The organism is Streptomyces spinoverrucosus, from assembly GCF_006539505.1.
GTDB lineage: Bacteria > Actinomycetota > Actinomycetes > Streptomycetales > Streptomycetaceae > Streptomyces > Streptomyces spinoverrucosus.
The window spans coordinates 57989-76775 of record NZ_BJND01000041.1; the positions used below are offsets into that span (position 1 = coordinate 57989).

The following is an 18787-nucleotide window of genomic DNA, read 5'->3' on the forward strand; positions in this document are numbered from 1 at the left end:
GCTAGGACCTGTCCTAGTCGGGCAGCGCCCGCTTCAGCGCCGTGTCCAGCGCCTCCGCCAGTGCCGCGTCCCCCGGTGGGCGGTCGCTGAAGAGGGTGCCCAGCTGAGTGGTGAAGGTCTGGGTGAAGGCGCCGTACAGAGCGGTGCGCGGGCGGTGTACGGCGTCGCGCAGGGCCGGGAGGAGGATGCGGCGGGCGTAGGCGGGGCGGCCGGCGGTGTCGCGGGGCATGCGGTCGGTGCTCTCGCCGGACGGGGACGGTGCGGCGGCCGGGGCGGTGCAGCGGACGGCGTCGTCGGTGTACGCGGACGCGCGCGTCGCCGCGAACCCGGCGTCGAGCAGGCAGCGTTCGCTCTCCTTGCCGGTGAGGTATCTGATCAGCTCCAGGGCCTTCGCGGGGCGCGGCGAGGCCGCGGTCACCGCGAGGTTCTGCCCGCCGAGCACGGCCCGGCCGGGCAGCGGGGCGACGCCGAGCTGTTCCTCGGTGAGGCTCTGGTGCAGGGTGCGGTAGGCGTACGGCCAGTGCCGCAGGAATGCCGTGCGGCCGTCCGCGAAGTCGCCGAGGGTCGCGGCCTCGTCGGAGTGGACGGCGTCCTTCAGGAGGTACGGCGCCTGGGTGCGCCGGCGCAGCTCCGCTATGCCGTCGGTCAGCTCGTCGACGGTGGCGGCGTAGTGGCCGTCGGCGTCGGTGAGGGCGAGGTCGGGCACGGCCGACGCGAACGCCTCGACCGCGTTGACCGTACGGCCCTCGTAGGCGGCGAGCTGGGTGGTCCAGCCCTTCTCGTAGCCGTCGGGCGGGTTCTCGTCGAGGGAGTCGGCCATGGCTTCCAGCTCGCGCCAGTCCAGGCCGCCGCTGAGGTCGGTGCGCTGCACGCCGCCGTCGCGGAGGTGGTCGCGCCGGTAGTAGAGGAGCCCGACGTCGCTGTTGAACGGCACCGCGTACACCCGGTCGTCCCAGCGGGCGGTGTCGGCGACGGACTCGATGACATCGGCGTCGAGCACCTCGTCGGGCAGCGGGCGGACCAGAGAAGCGGCGGCGAACTCGGGCACCCACGTCACGTCCAGGATGACGACGTCGTAGGCGGCGCTGCCGGACTGGAGGGCGCCGAGCAGCTGGCTGCGCTGTTCGTCGGCGCTGCCGGGGAGTTCGACCAGGCGGGCCCGGTAGCCGGTGCCGTCCTGCTCCTGCTGCCGGTTCCAGGCGTCGATGAGCTGCTGCCGGATGCCGTTCTTGCCGGTGACGTCCCGCCCACCGGCGACCACGATGTCACCGGGCACGTCGGCGGTGGGCGCGGCCCGCGTTCCGTCCCCGCCACCGGTGCACCCGGCGAGCAGCAGCACAGCCAGCAGCACCGCGAGCCGTCGGATCATCACTGCTCCCCCGTTCCGGTCCGCGCGACCTCCGCGCTCAGCCCCGTGCCGAGTTCGTCGTCGGCATCCAGGCAGCGGCCGCCGCTCGCCACCGCGATCAGGGCGTCCGGCTTGCCCGCGGCGCAGCCGCCGTTCGCCAGGGACACCATGGTGATCGGCACGTTCGTCAGACGTGCCCGGCTCAGGAGGTCGTCGAGGCGGGCGCCGGTGAGGCGGCCGGTGTCCTCGTCGTCGGTGATGTGCACGATCAGCTGGGGCCGGTCGTCGTCGGCGCCGCGCTCCGCCATGTCGTCGAGCGCGGCCACCAGGGCGGCGTACGGATCGGCCTCGGCGTCCCGGACCCGGGCCCCGGCGTCGATCGCGGCCTCGGCGGACCGGCGGCTGTGCGGGCCGAAGGGCAGCAGGGTCTCGTACGAGCGGTCCTCGGTCTCCGCCACCGCCCACACGCCGTACTCGTCCCGCCCCCCGAGCCCGTCCAGCGACTGCTTCAGCAGGCCGGGGCCGCCGCTCGGCCCCTGCCACAGCCCGGCCATCGAACCGGAGCTGTCGAGCAGGAACAGCACCCGCCCGGGCCCGCGCGCGTCGCGGTACTTGCGCAGGGCCGTCTCCATCGCGTCCCGCCCGGCGGACTCGATGAGCAGGGACGGCGCGGGCAGTATCCCCTCGGCGGCCTCGTCCGGCTCCAGCAGGGCCCGGTCGCCGGTAGCGGCGCGGAACCCGGCCGCGCCGAACGCGGCCCGTCCGCCCTCCCCGGCGAGCCACGCCCGAAAGTCCTCGGCCGCCTCGTCGCGCGCGGCCCGGTCCCGGTCGGCGCCCTCCCAGCGGACCCGCACGAAGACGGGCTCCAGGCCCGGTACGTCGCCGGGGTACTGGGCGGTGCGCGGGCTGCGCGTCGTACGGTCGCAGCCGACGCCGCTCTTCATCAGGAACTCCGGTACGAGAGCGGCGGTGCGGTGGTCGACGGCGTCGTCGTCGGGCAGCGCGCACAGCAGGTCGGCGGCGGTGGGGGAGGGCGGTCCCGGCGGCGCGAGCTGCTGCTCCACCCGGCCCGGGTCGGCGCCCGTGCCGTACAGGCCGATCGTGGCGAGCAGCGCCGCGTCGGCGAACTCCGGGTCGGGACGGCGTACTTCGGCGTCCTCGTGCCGCTCGCGCAGGGCGTCGAGCATCCCGGTCAGCGGGCCGCCGACCCGCTCGTCCAGGGAGGTGGCGGCGAGCTTCGCGGGCACGGCCAGCACGATCGGGGAGTACGCCAGCGCCCGGTCGTCCGGCTCCAGGCGGGCCAGCGCGTCCGTGTCCTGGCCGGTGGTGACGCGGGCGACGTCCGCCCGCGAGGCGGGAATCCAGACGTCGGGCTGCGGGCCGATGTCGCGCTGCGGGTTGAGGTCCTCGTCGCGGGGCTCGTGCCAGGCGGCCGACTCGCGGCGCAGCGCGGTGACCGCGTCGGCGGAGCCCGCGCTGTAGACGGTGATGCCGCTGCGCCGGCAGCCGTCGCCGGTGGTGTTCGCCTCCGACGTCAGATACGCGTCGGCCGCCGCGCCGACCGTCGCCTCCAGGTCGGGGTCGGTCAGGACGCGCAGCTCCAGGGGCGGGGCGCAGTCGGCGGAGCCGCCGACGAGGCCGATGAGGCCGTACACACCGAGGCCGGTGGCCGTGAGGGAGAGCAGGACGGTGGTCCAGGCCAGGCGGCGGGCGGCCCGGAGCACGCCGGGTAAGCGGCGCAGGCGGGCGGTGAGCGGGCCGCCCGGGGGCACGTGCGGGGGCTGCTGGGGCGGCCGTACGACACCGGGGCCGGGACGCGTCAGCCGTACGCCCTCCCGCGCCGACAGCAGCACGTCCTCGTCGTGCTCCGCCCGGCTCTGCGGCGTCCACGGCTCCTTGCGCAGCGTCTCGTGCCGCCCCTCGGTCATCCGCTTGCGCAGCGCGTCCGAGACGTCCCGGAACCCCAGCTCACCAGGCGCGTCGAGCAGGTGCAGCAGCTCCCCGGTGAACGGCGTCGGTGTCCCGCCGTCCCCCGCGTCGGTGCGGTGGTTGGCCTGCACGCTCATCAGCAGCAGGACGCGCCGCTTGTCCCGGAAGTGCTCCCAGATCCACGCCGCGTTGCCCGCGAAACAGCAGTCCAGGATCACCACGATCCGCTCGGCCGGGCTGCTGGCCAGCCAGGTCAGCACGGTCGTGAACATCTCCGCGCCGGGGAACACGGCGTGCCCGCCCGCGATCACGCTCGCGTTGCGCATCTGCAGGAACAGCTCGTCGCCCGCGCTGGGAATGGCGCCGTGCCCGGCGAAGTACAGCAGGAGCAGCCCCTCGGCCTCCTCGGCGGCCGTGCGCAGCGCGCGGTCGAAGTCGTCCAGCGAGGGCGAGCGTTCGACGGTGATCTGGTCCGCGGCGAAGACCCCGCCGCGGGCGAGGGTGTCCCGGAGCCGGTCCAGGTTGTGCTTGACGGCCGGGAGGTCGCCCGGCACACCGTGCGGCGGCTCGGTGAAGTCGTACGTGGAGACACCCACCAGCAGTGCCCGGTTCACCCGCCCCCGCGGGTCGAAACGGGTCACCGGTCTACCCGTCGAGGTCCACTGGTTCCACGCGGCCCTCGGGCGGATCGCCGTCCTCCACCTCGCGCCGGTTGTCCCGCCAGGCCTCCACGGCCCGGCCGACCTGCACGATCAGCTGGTTGAAGCCCACGGTCGCGGCCGCGCTGACCAGCGCGACGACGATCTCCATGCCGACGCCCATGGGAGCGCCGGTCTCGTCGGTGCGGCGCCGCTCGTGGATGCGGAGCGTCCCCGCCCGCACCAGCTCGTCCAGGCCCTGTTCCCGCTCCAGCCACTTGCGCAGCGCGCCGATGTCGCTCTCGGTCGCGGTCTCGTCCAACCGGACGCGGATGACCCGGCCCGCCACTTGGTCCCCGTCAGCCATAACTCACCATCATGGCACCGGGGTTGCCGCCTGGGGAGGGTCCGGACGCGGGTCAGTGCTGGGTCTGGAGCTGCCGCAGCTGCCGGTGTACGTGGTCCAGGGCGCCGACCCGCCGCCCCGGCACCCGGCCGCGCACCTCGGCGAGCACCGCCCCGAGTTCACGGGCCCGCGCCGGGTCCCTGATCTCGCCCCACTGGTGGTGGGCGCGGTCGACGGCCGCCTCGACGGCGGGCGCGTCCGGCGCCTGCCCGGCGGCCAGCCGCGTCGACGCGACCGCGAGCCAGGTACGGCAGCTGCGGGCCGCGTCGCCCGCGAACATCGCCAGGTCCGCCCGGACCTCCGTCCAGTGCAGCGCCTCCTCGGAGGCGGCGCCGTGCGCCCGTGCCGCCGCCTGCTCCCACCGGGCGGCCAGCGCGTCGGCGTCGCCGTGCCGCCCGGCCTGTACGGCGACGGAGATGGCGGCGTGCGGATCGCTCACGCCGGGCGCCCGCGCGGCGAGCACGATCCCGGGGGCTTCGCCCGTGATCCGGTGCAGCGCCTGCTGGTGCAGCTGCTCCACGGGCGGCCGGTGCCCGCTGCGGAGTATGGTCGCGACGGCCTTCATGTACGACGGGTCGGCCACCGTACGCCGGTGGGGCGGCGGCGCGATCCGCCCGTACACGGCGCAGTTCCGCCCGGAGTCGAGCGGCGTGGTGCGCAGCTGTTCCCAGGTCTCCGCGTCCGCGTGCAGATCGAGGAAGACGGTGGTGGTGCCCGGCGCGCGCAGCCGCAGTTCCTCCCGGAACCAGTGCCAGGGGAAGCCCGTGTAGCGCACGGTGGCCGGGGTCGTGCGCGCCAGCGCCAGATGCGGCAGCCGCTGCCGCCGGTCCAGCAGGAGCTGCCCGGTGACGAAAACCGTCAGCGGGCCCACGGTCCCGGCGGCCGCCCTCAGCCGCGTCAGCACGGCCTGCGGCTCCACCGGGTCGGCCAGCTCGACGACGTTCGCGGTGTCCGTGCCCGCCAGCACCCCGGGCGCGACGGCCGCCAGCACGGGAAGCACCGTCGCCGCATCCACCAGCCGCCCCTTCCCCACGGGTGCGGCGGCCACCAGCAACACGGTCCCCGGCATGGTCCCTCCCTGTCGATCACGTACGTCAGCACCGTAACCGCTGTGCGCGCCGCCGGGCCCGGGACCGCTGACGCCCGCCTAAATCCTCCGCACCGCCAACACCGTCGTGTCGTCCTCCAGGTGCCCCCGGGAGTGCCGCAGCACCCCGTCCCGTACGAGGGCCGCCAGGCGCCGTGGCCTCGCGGTGCGCGGGTCCGCGGTGAGGGCGCGGGTCACCTCGACGGCCAGCGGGTAGAACGTGCCGTCCGGGGCGCGGGCCTCGGTCACTCCGTCCGTGGTGAGCAGGAGGGTCTCGTCGGCGGCGAAGGGGAAGCGGCGGACCGGAGGCAGGGTGGGCACGTCCGGGCGGACGAGGTCGCCGAGGCCGAGCGGGAGGCCGCCGGCCGTGGGAAGGGTGCGGACGCCGTGCGGGCCCGCGATGAGCGGGGGGTCGTGGCCGAAGTTGACGACGTCCACCGCGTCCTGCGCGTCCTGCGGGAAGTCGAGCAGCACGGCGGTGGCGAAACGGTCGAAGTCCGAACGGCCGAGGGCGGCGATGTGGTCCCGGTGGCTCCGGATGCGTACCTCCAGCCGCTCGGCGACCGTGGTGATGTCCGGCTCGTGGTAGGCGCACTCGCGGAACGTGCCCAGCACGGCCGCCATCATCTCGACCGCGCCGAGGCCCTTGCCCTGTACGTCGCCCACCAGCACCCGGGTACCGTGCGGGCCGGGCTGGATGTCGTAGAAGTCGCCGCCGACCCGGGCATAGGTGTCGGCGGGCAGGTACACCGCCGCGTGGTCGAGGCCGCCCCAGTGCATGGGCAGCGGGCGCAGGACGGTGCGGCGGATCGTCTCGGCGATGCCCCGGATGCGCAGCAGGTTCCGCTCGCCGCGGATACGGACCACGCAGGCCGCCGTGGCCAGCAGGCCACCCAGCGCGATCAGGATGAAGTCGGGCAGCCCGGCCTGGAACTCGTCGGGCCAGGCCCTGTCCAGGAGCGCGTACGCCAGCAGGGACAGCACCGCGAAGGCGGCCGTGCCCCACGCCCCGCAGAGGGCGGCGGCGATGCCGGGCACCAGCACGATCCAGGTGATGATCCGGAAGTTCTCGGCGGTGTAGCCGTCCACCACCGCGATCCCGAGCAGGAGCAGCAGCGGCGGCACCCAGGCGACGCTGCGGCCGCGCACGCGCAGCATCTGGTGCCGCAGCCCCTCCCGGCGCCCGGCGCGGGGATACCGGGCGAACAGGCTCTGCCCGCCTCCGCCCCCGGTCACGGGCCTGGTCATGCACCACAGCCAAACACGCTCCCGTGCCCTGCGCATCAGAACCCCGGCCACCCGACTTGCCGCCCGCCCTCCCGCGGTGTGCCCTGGAAGGCGGGGGCGAGGAGAGAGGAGTCCTCCCATGGCTCATGCGGCACCCGCACCAGGCGCGCGCCCGCCCGGCGCACCCGTGCCCGCCACCCGCCCGTCCACCGCACCCGCCACCCGCACGCCCGATCTCTTCAGCCCCCGCACGCACGCGATCGCGCGGTGGGCCGTGCCGGTCTCGGTCGGGCTGCTCTACGGCTACTGGGCGGCGGCCAACGACCGCGGCGGCGGCCCCATCACCGGCTGGAACGTCCTGTTCGGCTTCGTCACCGCGCTCGCGTTCGTCGTCCTGTACGCCGCCGTGCGCGAGGGCGCCAAGCGGCTGCGGCGCGGGGCACACGCCCTGGCCTGGGCGGCCTTCTGGGGCGTCGCGTTCGGCTTCCTCTACAACCAGACCGGCTACAGCGTGCTGCGCTCGGCGGCCATGTCGGTGGTGATCGCGGGCGTCGTCGCCGCGGTGCTGTTCTACCGCTACTACACCCACGAGGCCACGGAATCGGCTTGACCCTCACGTTGCGTGAGGCCGGAGGGTGGGGTGCATGAGCGACTACTTCAACGCGTTCGAGATGAGTCCCGTGCCCCCTCCCGGCCCGGATGCACTGCCGCCGGAGCCGTTCCGTGGCATCTACGGAATGCCCGCGTTCGTGACGATCCCCACGAACGATCTGGCGGCGTCGGTGGACTTCTGGACTCGTGGGCTCGGGTTCTTCGAGCTGTTCGGCATCCCCGGCACCCTGGTGCATCTGCGCCGATGGGCGTTCCAGGACGTACTCCTCGTCCAGGCGGCGAGCGTCCCTGAGCAGGCACCGGCGATGAGCTTCAGTTCGCGTGCGTGCTCAGCCAGGTCGATTCCCTGGTCGAGGCCTGTCGTGCGGTGCGCCCGGACTCGGTCGACGGTCCACGGGACACTCCCTGGAACACCCGCGACGTGGAGGTGATCACCCCCGAGAACGCCCGGATCGTGTTCACCGCGGCGAAGCCCTTCGATCCGGCCAGTCAGGAGGCGCGGAACCTTGCAGCCGTCGGGATCACCCCACCGGGCGTCGGTCGCGGCGACAATGTCGGTCGCGGCGACAATGAGGAGCATGCCTGATGCCACCGACGCCGACGGCCTGACCGTCGGTCAGGTCTCGACGCGTCTGGGCGTGACCGTCCGCGCGCTGCACCACTGGGACGAGATCGGTCTGGCGCGACCGTCGCTGCGCACGGCTGCCGGATACCGGCTCTACACCGCCGGTGATCTGGAACGCCTGCACCGCATCGTCGTCTACCGCGAGATCGGTCTCGGCCTGGACAGGATTCGGGCCGTCCTGGACGACTCGACCGCGGACGTGGCCGGCGCATTGCGCGCGCAGCGCACCCAGGTCGCGGAGCGGATCGACCGCCTCCAGCAGCTCAGCGCCGGACTGGACCGGATGATCGACGCCCACGAGCGCGGCCTGCTGCTGACCGCCGAGCAGCAGGCCGCGATCTTCGGCCCCCGGTGGAACCCGGACTGGCCCGCCCAAGCCCGTCAGCGCTACGGGGACACGACGCAATGGCGGCAGTACGCCGAACGATCGGCCTCTCGCGGTCCGGAGGAATGGCAGGCCGTCGCCGACGCCGCGGCCGACTTCGACCGTGCCCTCGGGGATGCGATGGACGCCGGTGTCACACCCGGTAGCCCGGAAGCGAATCAACTCGTCGAGCGGCACCGCGAGGTCTTTGCCGCGTACTTCCCCCTCACCAGGCAGATGCAGGTCTGTCTCGGCCGCATGTATGAGGCCGACCCGGGATTCGCCGCCCACTACGACGGCATCCGCGCCGGCCTTGCCACGTGGTTCCGTCGCATCGTCGACGCCAGTGCGCGGGCCCACGGCATCGACCCCGACATGGCGACCTGGCAGTAGAGCGCGGTTGTTCACTTGGGCGTTGGAGTGAGGCGCAGCTCCGCCCAGACGGTCTTGCGTGGGAAGCGGTCCTCGCTCACGCCCCAACGGTCGGCGAGCGCCTCGACCAGCAGCAGACCACGGCCCGTTTCGGCGTCCGGGGCGGCCTCCCCGGCCTTGGGCAGGCGGTCGCCGCAGGTGTCGGTCACCTCGATGCGCAGGGTGTCGCCGACGACGTAGAGCATGAGCCGGAAATCGCGGCCGGGGACGCGTCCGTGGGTCACCGCGTTGGCGGCCAGTTCGGCGACGATCTGCCGGGCCGGGTCCAACGGCACCTCCCAGGAACGGAGTTGCTCGGTCGCCAGCAGCCGGGCGAGGCGGGCTCCGCGGAGCGTGGGGGAGAGCTGCACGGCGAAGTTGCGGACGGGGGTGTGGAGTTCGGCGGATTTCTGGTTCACGTCACTCAGCGTGGTGGTGCGTGCGTACCGTGAGAAGTGACTCAGCGGATACGTACGGTGACTGTCCGGAAGTTGTCCGGTGCTGTCGAGGCTGTCGGGACGGTTCGTACGGGTAGGGCGCTGCTGCACGGCAGCGGGTACGACGGAGGGGGTACGGGATGACGACGGTCGAGCTCAAGACCGAGGCGGACGAGCCGGGTTGGGAGGTGGACCCGGACGACGAGTGGGGTGTTGCGGTCATCGAGACCGTCGGGCGGCAGTTGAAGCTGCGGCGGGAGGCGGTGGGGATGCGGGCTGCCGACTTCGCGAAGGCGATCGGGTATGGCGAGGACATGGTCTACAAGGTCGAGGGTGGGAAGCGGATTCCCAGGCAGGAGTACCTGGACAGGTCCGACGAGGTGTTGGGTGCGGATGGGCTCATCTCCGCGATGTGGGAGGACGTGAAGAAGGTCCGGTACCCGAAGAAGGTGCGGGAGCTGGGGAAGTTGGAAGCGAAGGCGGTCGAGATCGGCTTGTATGTCTGCAGCAGCATCCCCGGCCTGTTGCAGACACCTGAGCACGCCCGAGCCCTCTTGGAGTCGTGGCAGCCAACCTATTCACCGGAGGACCTGGAACGGCGGGTAGCAGCTCGCATGGCTCGGCAGTCCGTCTTCGAGCGGTCGCCCGCCCCTGCCCTGGGATTCGTCCTGGAAGAGGCGACGCTGCACCGCAAAGTTGGAGGCACAATGGTGCGGCGACAACAGTTCGAACGCCTGTTGGAGATGGGACGGTTGAGCAACGTCACACTTCAGGTAATGCCGTTGGGCAGCACGCCGCACCCCGGCATGAGCGGCCGGATCGAGCTGCTCAAGTTCGACGACGGCACGGCTGTCGGGCGTTCCGATGGCGCATTCAACGGCCGCCCGGTCTCGGACCCGAGGGACCTGCGGATTCTCGAGCTGCGGTATGGCACCATCCGGGCTCAGGCTCTTCCACCAGGGGAGTCGCTGGCCCTCATCGAGCACCTGCTGGGAGAAACATGATCCGCAAGTCCACTGCCGGTGACGCCCCCGACCTGGCATGGTTCAAGAGCAGCTACAGCGATGGCCCGGACGGCGACTCCTGCGTCGAGATCGCCACCACTCCTGGGACCATCCACGTCCGCGACTCCAAGCACACGCACACGGAGGGCCCTCGCCTCGCCCTCACGCCAAATGCCTGGTCCGCCTTCGTCTCGTACGCCTCGGAAGACTGACGCCGCTGGGAGGAATCATGATCCGCAAGGCCTCTGCCGGGGACGTCTCCGAACTGGCCTGGTTCAAGAGCAGCTACAGCGGCGGTACCGACGGCGAGTCCTGCGTCCAACTCGCCATCACGTGGTTCAAGAGCAGCTACAGCAGCGGCAACGACGGCGAGTCCTGCGTCGAGATCGCCACCACCCCCGGCACCATCCACGTCCGCGACTCCAAGCAGACCGAGGGTCCCCGCCTCGCCCTCACGCCGAAGGCCTGGGCCGCGTTCGTCACGTACGCCTCGGAAGACTGACGTCCCCTCACTCCGTCGTCGTGCACGATCTACAGCGACCTGGTCGTGGGTTCTCCCGGCGAGGAGGTCGGCGGAGACGTGGGCGGCGGCTCGGTCACCGTCATCTGGGGCGGCAGTTCCGGTCCCACGAGGGCGAAGACGGTCGCCGACCCCTGGCCGTCCTCCCACGACGCCTACGGCAGAACGCTGGCGGTGGGCACCTACAACTCCCTCAACCCCGTCAACGACGGCAAGCTGTCGATCGCCATCGGCGCGAACGACAGTGAGGTGACGTTCATACCGGCCAACCTGTCGGCGCAGTCCGGCACCTCCGGCACCGGTACCGACTTCAACCCGGGCCACGGCATCGTCGCCCTGACCGCGGTCGACCTGCCGAACACCGATGACGACCGGCTCATGATCCACGGCCGGGGCGTCTCGGACGGCGGATGGGGCTACGACGGCCATGGCGACGATCCCGGGACCCGGCTCGTCTCGCCCGGCGGCTTCGAGACGTACACCCTGCCTGGCGGCACCGTCTCCGCCGTGGGCAACCTGGACGGCAACGGCTCCCCGGACCTCGTCGTGGTCAACCCCGAGGACCCCGCCCAGAGCCCGGAGACCTCGCTCGGCGGCCGGGTGACCGTCTACTACGACGCCGCGTACGGCGGCTCCCCGCGCCGCGTCCAGACCATCGACCAGGACACCGCGGGCGTCCCCAGCTCCGGTGAGAAGGGCGACCGGTTCGGCGCCTCGGTCGCGATCGGCGACACCGACAAGGACGGGCGGGCCGACCTGGTGATCGGCGCCCCGGGCGAGGACAGCGCCATCGGGGCGGTCACGGTCGTACGGGGCACCACCGGCCTCCTCGACACCGCCCGCGCCCGCATCTGGACGCAGAACGTCGCCGGTGTTCCGGGCAGTTCGGAGAAGGGCGACGGGTTCGGCACGGCCGTACGGATCGTCGACACCAACAAGGACGGCTACGGCGACGTGCTGATCAGCGCAGCCGGTGAGGACGGCGGAGCGGGCTGCCTGTGGTACCTGCGCGGCTCGGCCACGTCCGTCACGGCGACCGGCGCGGTCAGCGTCGGCGCCGGTGGCGCGGGCCTCGGCTCGGCAGGCGCCTCCCGCTTCGGAGGGGCGGTGACCGGCCCGTGACCCGCGTCTGGCCCGTGAGCCAGCTCTTCTTCCGTTCCCTCCCGTCGCCGCGCCGATTCTTCGGTTCCCGCCCCTCGCCCGCTCGATTCTTCAGTTCCGACCCCTCGCCCGCCCGATCCCCGCGCTCCGACCCGTCACCCGCCCGCTACCTCCGTTCCGTCCCGTCGCCCGCCCGACCCCGCACCGGAGCCACCATGCCGTCCCGCCGCACCCCCCGGGCCCTCAGGCACCCCCACCACCTGGCCCTCGGCCACCCGAACCCCCACCACCCGCCTCCTGGCCACCGCGGCAGCGGTGAGCGCCGCCGCACTCATCGCCGTAGCCCTCCCCGCGCACCCCGCAGCCGCCGCCCCGTACCTCGGCGCCAACAACGCCACCGTCCAGAACGACTTCAACGGCGACGGCTACCGCGATCTGGCCGTCGGCGCGCCCGGTGCCGCCAACGGCTCGGTCGACGCGGCCGGTGCGGTCGTGGTGCTGTACGGCTCCGCGAGCGGGGTCACCGCCTCCCGGCGCACGATCATCACGCAGGCGACGGCGGGTATCCCGGACTCCCCGGAGGAGTGGGACCGCTTCGGCACCGCCGTCAGCTCCGCCGACCTGGACCGCGACGGCTACGCCGACCTGCTCGTCGGCACCCCCGGGGAGTCCGCGGGCACCATGTGGGGAGTCGGCTCGCTCACCGTGGTGTGGGGCGGCTCCGGCGGTCTGAAGGGCGGTGCCGCTATCCCGAGGCCGACCGGCCTGGACGAGGGCTGCAACTTCGCGGCCGCCGTCGCCGCGGGCGATGTCACCGGCGACGGAGCCCCCGACCTCGGCGTCACCGGCAACTGCGGCGCCACCACGTACACGGGCCCCTTCACCCGCACCGGCGCCCCGGCCCGCCGGGCCTTCGTGAACGACCTCGGCACCAACCGCGGGGTCGTCATGGGCGACGTCAACGGCGACGGCAGGGCGGAGCGGTTCTGGCTGCCCGGCCCCACCGGCGGAGACGTCAGCGGCCCCGTGTACCTGGAGAACGCGCCCGGCTCGTACACCGAGCTGCCCCTCGCCGACGGCCTGTCCGGGCAGATCGGCGACGTCAACGGCGACGGCTACGGCGACCTGGTCACCGGCAACCCGTACGACGCGTCACTGATGCCCGGGGACACTCCCGCGCACCGGGGCGGCGAGATCCAGGTCCTCTACGGCAGCGCGCAGGGCATCAGCACCGGCCAGCAGCCCCGGGTGTTCCACCAGGACAGCGCCGGAGTGCCGGGCGACGGCGAGAACGGCGACCTGTTCGGCTTCTCCCTCAGCGTCGGCGACACCAACGGCGACAAGTACGCGGACGTGCTCGCCGGCGCCCACGGGGAGATCCTCGGCTCCGCCAGCTACACGGGCACGGCGACCCTGCTGCGCGGATCGGCCGCCGGTCTGACCGGGAGCGGTGCCAGGACGTACTCGCAGAACACCGCCGGGCTGCCCGACACTTCCGAGGAGGGCGACATGTTCGGCGCGTCCACGCAGCTGATCGACCTGAACAAGGACGGCCGCGCCGAAGTCGTCACCGGCACGCCCGGCGAGAACGCCGACGGATTGGTGTGGATCGCCCGCGGCGCCACGACCGGCCCGGTCATCAGCGGTTCGAAGAACATCACCGGCCGCGCCGCCGGACTGACCCGCCGCCACGCCGACATCGACTTCGGCGAGGCACTGTCGGGCGCCCGCTCGACGATCTGACCGCCCGCGTGCGGATACGCGTGGACCCCGGCAGGGTACCGGGGTCCACGCCTTCCCTCATCCCTCCACTCACCGGACGACGGACAGCACGCCCCGGTCGTCCGACGAGGCCCGAGAAACGCTTCCCCTCCAGGAAACACCCGTTCGGCCCAGCGCTCCACCGGAGAGCGAAACCCCAGCTCGGCCACCACGACGCGACACATACACCCGATTGCAGGCGTACCGCTCGCATCGCGCGCCCCCAGGCCGTTGCCTGTAGGGGTGCCCCCCAGACCAGCACCCGCCCCCCGCCTGCGCGGCGCCCTGTCCGCCGCGCTGATCGCCCTGTGCTGCCTGCTGGTCCCGCTCGGCGCGCTGGCCGCCTGGGCGGCGTACGGACTCACCGACACCGGCCGTTACGTCCGCACGATGGCGCCGTTGGCCGGTGACCCGGCCGTGCGGGAGGCGGTCGCGGACACCGTCGGGGACGAGGTGCTGCACCGGATCGACGCCACGCAGGGCATGCTCGATCCGTTCGTGCGGGACGCGGTGCGCTCGTTCACCCGGACCGATGCCTTCCGGGCGGGCTGGGACACGGCGAACGGGGCCGTGCACGACGCCGTACTGCGCGCCCTGCGCGACGACGACCGGCCCCGCACCGCCCCCGTCACCGTCGATCTGGCCCCGGTCACCACCCGCATCAAGCGCGAACTCGCCAACGACAACGTGCCGTTGGCCCACCACATCCCGGTCCGCCACACCGAGGTCGCGGTCCTCGCGCCCGAAGAACTGGACCGGCTCCGAAAGGGATACGACGTGCTGGAAGTCGCCGCCCTGTGGCTGCCGGTCGCGGCCGTCACCTTCGCCGTCGCCGGCATCGCCGTCGCGACCTGCCGCCGCCGTGCGATCACCGCCACCGCCCTCGGCACGGCCCTCGGCGGCGCCCTACTCGGCACGGCCGTGGCCGCCGGCCGCGCGCTCACCCTGTCCGACCTGCCCGCCACGGTCTCCCGGCCCGCCGCCGGCGCGGTCTACGACGCCCTCACCGCGACCCTGCGCACCACGTCCTGGCTGCTCGTGGGCCTGGGCCTCACGGTGGCCCTGGCCACCTGGCTCACCGGCCGTCACGGCCCTCTCGTACGACGTCGGCCAGCACCCGCAACGCCCGCTCCAGTTCCGCCTCAGCAGCCGACGCGAGCCCAAGCCTGACCGCGTCCGGCGTGCGGTTCGCGCCCACGGCGAAGGCGGTCCCGGGCGTGACGGCGATGCCGTGCGCGGCGGCGGCCGCCGTGAAGGTGTCGGCGCGCCACGGCGGCGGCAGCTCCCACCAGGCGTAATAGGCCCCCGGGTCGCTCCGTACGGCGAAGTCGCCCAGCCACCGCCGCACCATCCGCTGCCGCCGCGCCGCGTCCGCCCGCTTGGCCGCCACCAGCCGCTCCACGGTCCCGTCCCCGAGCCACCCCACCGCCGCCTCAAGCGCGAACCGCCCCGCGCTCCACCCACCGGACCGGATCGCGCCCGCCACCGCGTCCACCCGCCCCGGCGGTACGACGAGAAACCCGACGGTGAGTCCGGGCGCGACGCGCTTGGACAGACCGTCGACGACGTGGATGAGGTGCGGCGCGTGGACGGCGAGGGGCGGCTCGGGCCGCAGGAAGGACCAGATGCGGTCCTCGACGACGGGCATCTCCAAGTCCTTTGCCACCTGGGCGACTTGGATCTTCCGCTCCTCGCTCATCGTCACCGACGTCGGGTTGTGCAGCGTCGGCTGCACGTAGAGGGCGGACAGGGGCGCGCTGCGGTGGGCGCCTCGCAGCGCCTCGGGGAGGAGACCGTCGCCGTCCGTGGCCAGCGGGACGAGCGTGATGCCGAGCCGGGCGGCGATCTCCTTCACCAGCGGATACGTCAGCTCCTCGACGCCGACCCGGCCGCCCGGCCGGACCAGGGAGGCCAGGGCGGCGGCGATCGCCTGCCGGGCGTTGCCCGTGAACAGCAGCCGCGCGGGGTCCGGGCAGCCGAGGAGCGCGGCGGCGGCCTCGCGGGCGGGGGCGGTGCCGGTGGCGGCGGCCGGGCGGAGGGCCTCGGTGAGGGCGTCGGGCTGGAGCAGAGGCGCGAGGGTGGGGGCGAGGAGAGCGGACTGGCCGAGGGCGGTGGGGTAGTTGAGTTCGAGGTTGACGGGAGCGGCGGCCGACGGCTCGGTGAGCGCCCGGCCCCCATGCGCGACCGGCGTGGCCCGGACGAACGTGCCGCGCCCGACCTCGCCCACCACCAGTCCCCGGCGCACCAGCTCGCCGTACACCCGCCCGGCGGTCGACGCGGCGATCCCGCGTCGCCGCGCGAACGCCCGCTGCGGGGGCAGCCGTTGACCGGGCCTGAGCCGCCCGGCGGCGATGTCGGCGGCGATGCGGTCGGCCAGCGCCAGATAGTCGTCCACGTCGCCCCCGCCCTCACCGGATCCGGATTGCACCGAGAGCAAAGATCCTATTGCACCGAGGAGTTGGGCCCACCTAGGGTCGACCACATGACCCCCTTCCTCGCATACGAGGACAAAGGCGCCGATACGTCGTCCCGACCGCCCCTCGTCCTCGTCCACGGCCACCCCTTCGACCACACCATGTGGGCGCCGCAGATCGAGGCGTTCGCCGCCGAGCGCCGCGTCATCGCCCCCGACCTGAGGGGCTACGGCGCGTCCCCGGTCACCCCCGGCATCACCCCGCTCTCCGTCTTCGCGCAGGACATCGGGGACCTGCTGGAGGAGCTGAAGGTGGAGTCGTACGTCCTGGCCGGGCTGTCGATGGGCGGCCAGATCGCGATGGAGTGCTACGCCCGCTTCGGCGACCGCGTCCGGGGCCTGGTCCTCGCCGACACCTTCCCGGCGGCCGAGACACCGGTGGGCAAACGCGTCCGCAACGCGATGGCGGACCGGCTGCTCCGGGAGGGCATGCGGGGGTACGCCGACGAGGTGCTGGAGAAGATGGTCGCCCCGTACGCGGCGCCCCAGGTCAAGGCCCACGTCCACCGCATGATGACCGGCACCCCGCCCGAGGGCGCCGCGGCGGCCCTGCGCGGCCGGGCCGAACGCCCCGACTACCGCGAACTGCTGACCCGCGTCACGGTCCCGTCCCTGGTGGTGGCCGGCGCGGACGACACGTACACGCCGGTGTCCGACGCTCGGGCCATGCACGCGGCCCTGCCCGACTCCACCCTCCAGGTGATCGAGTCCGCGGCCCACATGCCGAACCTGGAACGCCCGGAGGCATTCAACGCGGCACTGAGGGAGTTCCTGGCCCGAGTGGACCCCTAGGGGCCCTTCTAGTCCCGCTCAGTCCCGCTCAGTCCCGCTCAGTGCCGCTCAGGCGGAACCGGCCCCTCCTGACCGGACGTGATCAAACGGTCATAATGTCCCCATGGCCCGCGAGTTCCCCGTCAGTCTCACGCCGCCCGACTGGCTGGTCAGGAACCTCCGGTCGCACAAGGCGCCCGTCAACCGGCCCGCCGTCGCCCGGGCGGCCGTCTCGCTGGCGCTGCCGCTCGCGATCGGGCTCGCCGTCGGCCGGCCCGCCTACGGCGCCGTCGCCGCCATGGGCGCCCTGTCCGGCGTCATCAGCGACACGGCCGCCGCCTACCGGCTGCGGGTGCTGACCATCGCCGTGCCGCAGCTCTTCGGCGCCGCCGGCGTCACCCTCGGCACCCTCGTCAACGGGCACGGCTGGGTCGCCGTCGCCACCGTCACCGGCGTCGCCCTGGTCTCCGGGATGATCTCGACGATCGGCGCGATCGCCTCCGTCTCCGGGCTGCTCCTGCTGCTGAACGCCGTGATCGGGGCCGGGCTGCCGCTGCCGGGCGAGTGGTGGCTGGCGCCGCTGCTGCTGTCCGGCGGCGGGCTGCTCGTGCTGGTGCTCGCGCTGCTCGCCTGGCCGCTGCGCTCCGGCGTTCCCGAACGCGCCGCCGTCGCCGGCACCTACCGGGCCGTCGCCGACCTGCTCGCCGTCTGCGGCGCCGACTCCGCGGTGGCCTACGACGACGCCCGCCACTCCGCCACCCTCGCCCTCAACGAGGCCTACGACCTGGTCCTGTCCCACCGCGCCCGCCACCACGGCCGCAGCCCGGAACTGACTCGTCTGGTCGCCCAGTTGAACGCCGTCACCCCGCTCGTCGAGGCCGCCCCCGCCGCCCACCTCAGCGGACGGCCCCTGCACCCCGAGGTCGCGGCGGCCATCCGCGCCGTCGCCGACGCGGTCGAAACCGGCCGCACCGAGCCGCTGCGGCTCCGCCTGCCGACGCCCACCACCGAAACCGCCCGCGCGGTGAACCACGCCCTGCGGCACGCCGCCGACGTCGTCACCGCGCCGGACGTCGACCCGCGCGGCATCGACGACCGCCTCGGCGGCCCCGCCGGGCTGGGCGTCCGTACCGCACGGGCCGCCCGCAGCGCCGTCCTGTCGGCCGGCTCCTGGCGCTACGGCCTGCGCCTCGCCCTGTGCATCGGCATCGCCCAGGCCCTGGTCTCCCTCATCGCCGTACCGCGCTCCTACTGGGTCGCCCTGACCATCACCTTCGTCCTCAAGCCCGACTTCGGCTCGGTCTTCTCCCGCGCCCTGCTGCGCGCGCTCGGCACGGTCGCCGGGCTGGTCGTCGCGGCGGCGGTGCTCTCGGAGGTGCCGCGCGGCTGGTGGGACGTACCGGTCCTGCTGCTGCTCGCCCCGCTGATCCCGGCGCTCACCCCGCGCGGGTACGGCTACCAGACCGCCGCGATCACGCCGGTGATCCTCCTGCTGTCCGACGTCCTCAACCAGCAGGGCACCGACCTGCTGCTGCCCCGCCTGGTCGACTCCCTCATGGGCTGCGCGATCGCCCTGATCGCCGGGTATCTGCTGTGGCCGGAGAGCTGGCACACCCGGGTCGGCGACCGCCTCGCCGACGCGGTCGCGGACACGGCCCGCTACGTCGAGACGGCCTTCGCCGCCACGGCGGACCCCGCGGCCCGCGCCCGGATGCGCCGCCGCCTGTACCGCGACCTGTCCGGCATCCGTACGGAATTCCAGCGCGCCCTCACCGAACCCCCGCCCACCGGCCGCCGGGCCGCCGCGTGGTGGCCGCTGGTCGTCGCCGTGGAACGGATCGTGGACGCGACGACGGCGGCACGGGTCCGCGTCAAACACGGATCCGCACCGCCGTCGAAGGCGGAGATCGATCAGGTGGCCCTGCAACTGAGGGACCTGTCCCAGGGCCTGCGCGAAGTGGAGACCCTCACGCCCGTCCGCACCGACCTCACGGGCCCGGCGGGCAGCGTTCTGGAGCCCCTGCGCCAGGAGGTCGCGGCGGCGCGAGCGATCGCGTCACCGCAACCCTAGGG

At 73.5% G+C, this 18787-nt stretch carries 17 protein-coding genes and 1 pseudogene; 11 read left to right on the forward strand and 7 right to left on the reverse strand.

What is annotated here, in order from left to right:
* Positions 1–13: 13 nt before the first annotated feature.
* The 5 genes from SSP24_RS26370 to SSP24_RS26390 form a co-directional block, all read right to left on the reverse strand.
* The gene (locus SSP24_RS26370; protein ID WP_141312184.1) at positions 14–1369 is read right to left on the reverse strand and encodes an extracellular solute-binding protein; all 1356 of its coding nucleotides are present in this window, start codon (positions 1367–1369) and stop codon (positions 14–16) included.
* On the reverse strand, positions 1369–3918 hold the full coding sequence (locus tag SSP24_RS26375) for a caspase family protein (protein ID WP_141312185.1): 2550 nt from the start codon (positions 3916–3918) through the stop codon (positions 1369–1371). Before SSP24_RS26375 ends, SSP24_RS26370 begins: the two co-directional genes overlap by 1 nt.
* A 4-nt stretch (positions 3919–3922) precedes the next feature.
* Positions 3923–4282, reverse strand: a complete 360-nt coding sequence (locus tag SSP24_RS26380) for a hypothetical protein (protein ID WP_141312186.1) — start codon at positions 4280–4282, stop codon at positions 3923–3925.
* 52 nt (positions 4283–4334) lie between these two features.
* On the reverse strand, positions 4335–5390 hold the full coding sequence (locus SSP24_RS26385; protein WP_141312187.1) for a hypothetical protein: 1056 nt from the start codon (positions 5388–5390) through the stop codon (positions 4335–4337).
* Between the two features lie 78 nt (positions 5391–5468).
* The gene (locus SSP24_RS26390; protein ID WP_141312188.1) at positions 5469–6656 is read right to left on the reverse strand and encodes a PP2C family protein-serine/threonine phosphatase; all 1188 of its coding nucleotides are present in this window, start codon (positions 6654–6656) and stop codon (positions 5469–5471) included.
* 118 nt (positions 6657–6774) lie between these two features.
* Between SSP24_RS26390 and SSP24_RS26395 the strand changes: the two genes are divergently transcribed.
* The 3 genes and pseudogenes from SSP24_RS26395 (at position 6775) to SSP24_RS26405 (ending at position 8629) form a co-directional block, all read left to right on the forward strand.
* Positions 6775–7245, forward strand: coding sequence for a hypothetical protein (locus SSP24_RS26395; protein ID WP_174864715.1), 471 nt, complete (start codon positions 6775–6777; stop codon positions 7243–7245).
* A 34-nt stretch (positions 7246–7279) separates the two neighbouring features.
* Positions 7280–7833 (forward strand): annotated as a pseudogene (locus SSP24_RS26400) (VOC family protein).
* Positions 7826–8629 carry a MerR family transcriptional regulator gene (locus SSP24_RS26405; protein WP_141312189.1) on the forward strand — a complete coding sequence of 268 codons (804 nt, stop codon included), beginning with the start codon at positions 7826–7828 and terminating at the stop codon, positions 8627–8629. Before SSP24_RS26400 ends, SSP24_RS26405 begins: the two are co-directional and overlap by 8 nt.
* Before the next feature lie 11 nt (positions 8630–8640).
* Here the strand turns inward: SSP24_RS26405 and SSP24_RS26410 are convergent, their stop codons facing one another.
* The gene (locus SSP24_RS26410) at positions 8641–9066 is read right to left on the reverse strand and encodes an ATP-binding protein (protein ID WP_141312190.1); all 426 of its coding nucleotides are present in this window, start codon (positions 9064–9066) and stop codon (positions 8641–8643) included.
* Positions 9067–9224: 158 nt separating this feature from the next.
* On the opposite strand from SSP24_RS26410, the gene SSP24_RS26415 reads away from it, so the two are divergent.
* The 6 genes from SSP24_RS26415 to SSP24_RS26440 all read left to right on the forward strand — a co-directional run bounded on the left by SSP24_RS26415 (position 9225) and on the right by SSP24_RS26440 (position 14640).
* Complete coding sequence (locus SSP24_RS26415; protein WP_141312191.1) at positions 9225–10088, forward strand: helix-turn-helix domain-containing protein; 864 nt, start codon at positions 9225–9227, stop codon at positions 10086–10088.
* Positions 10085–10300, forward strand: a complete 216-nt coding sequence (locus SSP24_RS26420) for a DUF397 domain-containing protein (protein WP_141312192.1) — start codon at positions 10085–10087, stop codon at positions 10298–10300. Before SSP24_RS26415 ends, SSP24_RS26420 begins: the two co-directional genes overlap by 4 nt.
* A gap of 17 nt (positions 10301–10317) precedes the next feature.
* Positions 10318–10590: a DUF397 domain-containing protein gene (locus SSP24_RS26425; protein ID WP_141312193.1), complete on the forward strand. Its 273-nt coding sequence runs from the start codon at positions 10318–10320 to the stop codon at positions 10588–10590.
* A 45-nt stretch (positions 10591–10635) separates the two neighbouring features.
* Positions 10636–11730, forward strand: coding sequence for an integrin alpha (locus SSP24_RS26430; RefSeq protein ID WP_141312194.1), 1095 nt, complete (start codon positions 10636–10638; stop codon positions 11728–11730).
* A gap of 294 nt (positions 11731–12024) precedes the next feature.
* Positions 12025–13452: an FG-GAP-like repeat-containing protein gene (locus SSP24_RS26435; protein ID WP_268255081.1), complete on the forward strand. Its 1428-nt coding sequence runs from the start codon at positions 12025–12027 to the stop codon at positions 13450–13452.
* Between the two features lie 261 nt (positions 13453–13713).
* The gene (locus SSP24_RS26440; protein ID WP_141312196.1) at positions 13714–14640 is read left to right on the forward strand and encodes a hypothetical protein; all 927 of its coding nucleotides are present in this window, start codon (positions 13714–13716) and stop codon (positions 14638–14640) included.
* Here the strand turns inward: SSP24_RS26440 and SSP24_RS26445 are convergent.
* Positions 14546–15865, reverse strand: a complete 1320-nt coding sequence (locus tag SSP24_RS26445; RefSeq protein ID WP_141312228.1) for an aminotransferase-like domain-containing protein — start codon at positions 15863–15865, stop codon at positions 14546–14548. The two genes, SSP24_RS26440 and SSP24_RS26445, sit on opposite strands and share 95 nt — an antisense overlap.
* Positions 15866–15952: 87 nt before the next feature.
* Here SSP24_RS26445 and SSP24_RS26450 point away from each other — a divergent pair, with 87 nt between their 5' ends.
* Together SSP24_RS26450 and SSP24_RS26455 are read left to right on the forward strand one after the other, a co-directional pair.
* Entirely contained in the window at positions 15953–16735 is a 783-nt protein-coding gene (locus SSP24_RS26450) for an alpha/beta fold hydrolase (RefSeq protein ID WP_141312197.1), read from the forward strand.
* A 103-nt stretch (positions 16736–16838) separates the two neighbouring features.
* Positions 16839–18785, forward strand: coding sequence for an FUSC family protein (locus SSP24_RS26455; RefSeq protein WP_141312198.1), 1947 nt, complete (start codon positions 16839–16841; stop codon positions 18783–18785).
* Positions 18786–18787 lie beyond the last annotated feature (2 nt).

Bases quoted from the DNA above. Each gene is read 5' to 3' on its own strand.
- SSP24_RS26370 (WP_141312184.1), bottom strand. From the start codon at position 1,369: ATGATCCGACGGCTCGCGGTGCTGCTGGCTGTGCTGCTGCTCGCCGGG.
- SSP24_RS26380 (WP_141312186.1), bottom strand. From the start codon at position 4,282: ATGGCTGACGGGGACCAAGTGGCGGGCCGGGTCATCCGCGTCCGGTTG.
- SSP24_RS26385 (WP_141312187.1), bottom strand. From the start codon at position 5,390: ATGCCGGGGACCGTGTTGCTGGTGGCCGCCGCACCCGTGGGGAAGGGG.
- SSP24_RS26390 (WP_141312188.1), bottom strand. From the start codon at position 6,656: ATGACCAGGCCCGTGACCGGGGGCGGAGGCGGGCAGAGCCTGTTCGCC.
- SSP24_RS26395 (WP_174864715.1), top strand. From the start codon at position 6,775: ATGGCTCATGCGGCACCCGCACCAGGCGCGCGCCCGCCCGGCGCACCC.
- SSP24_RS26405 (WP_141312189.1), top strand. From the start codon at position 7,826: ATGCCTGATGCCACCGACGCCGACGGCCTGACCGTCGGTCAGGTCTCG.
- SSP24_RS26415 (WP_141312191.1), top strand. From the start codon at position 9,225: ATGACGACGGTCGAGCTCAAGACCGAGGCGGACGAGCCGGGTTGGGAG.
- SSP24_RS26420 (WP_141312192.1), top strand. From the start codon at position 10,085: ATGATCCGCAAGTCCACTGCCGGTGACGCCCCCGACCTGGCATGGTTC.
- SSP24_RS26425 (WP_141312193.1), top strand. From the start codon at position 10,318: ATGATCCGCAAGGCCTCTGCCGGGGACGTCTCCGAACTGGCCTGGTTC.
- SSP24_RS26450 (WP_141312197.1), top strand. From the start codon at position 15,953: ATGACCCCCTTCCTCGCATACGAGGACAAAGGCGCCGATACGTCGTCC.
- SSP24_RS26455 (WP_141312198.1), top strand. From the start codon at position 16,839: ATGGCCCGCGAGTTCCCCGTCAGTCTCACGCCGCCCGACTGGCTGGTC.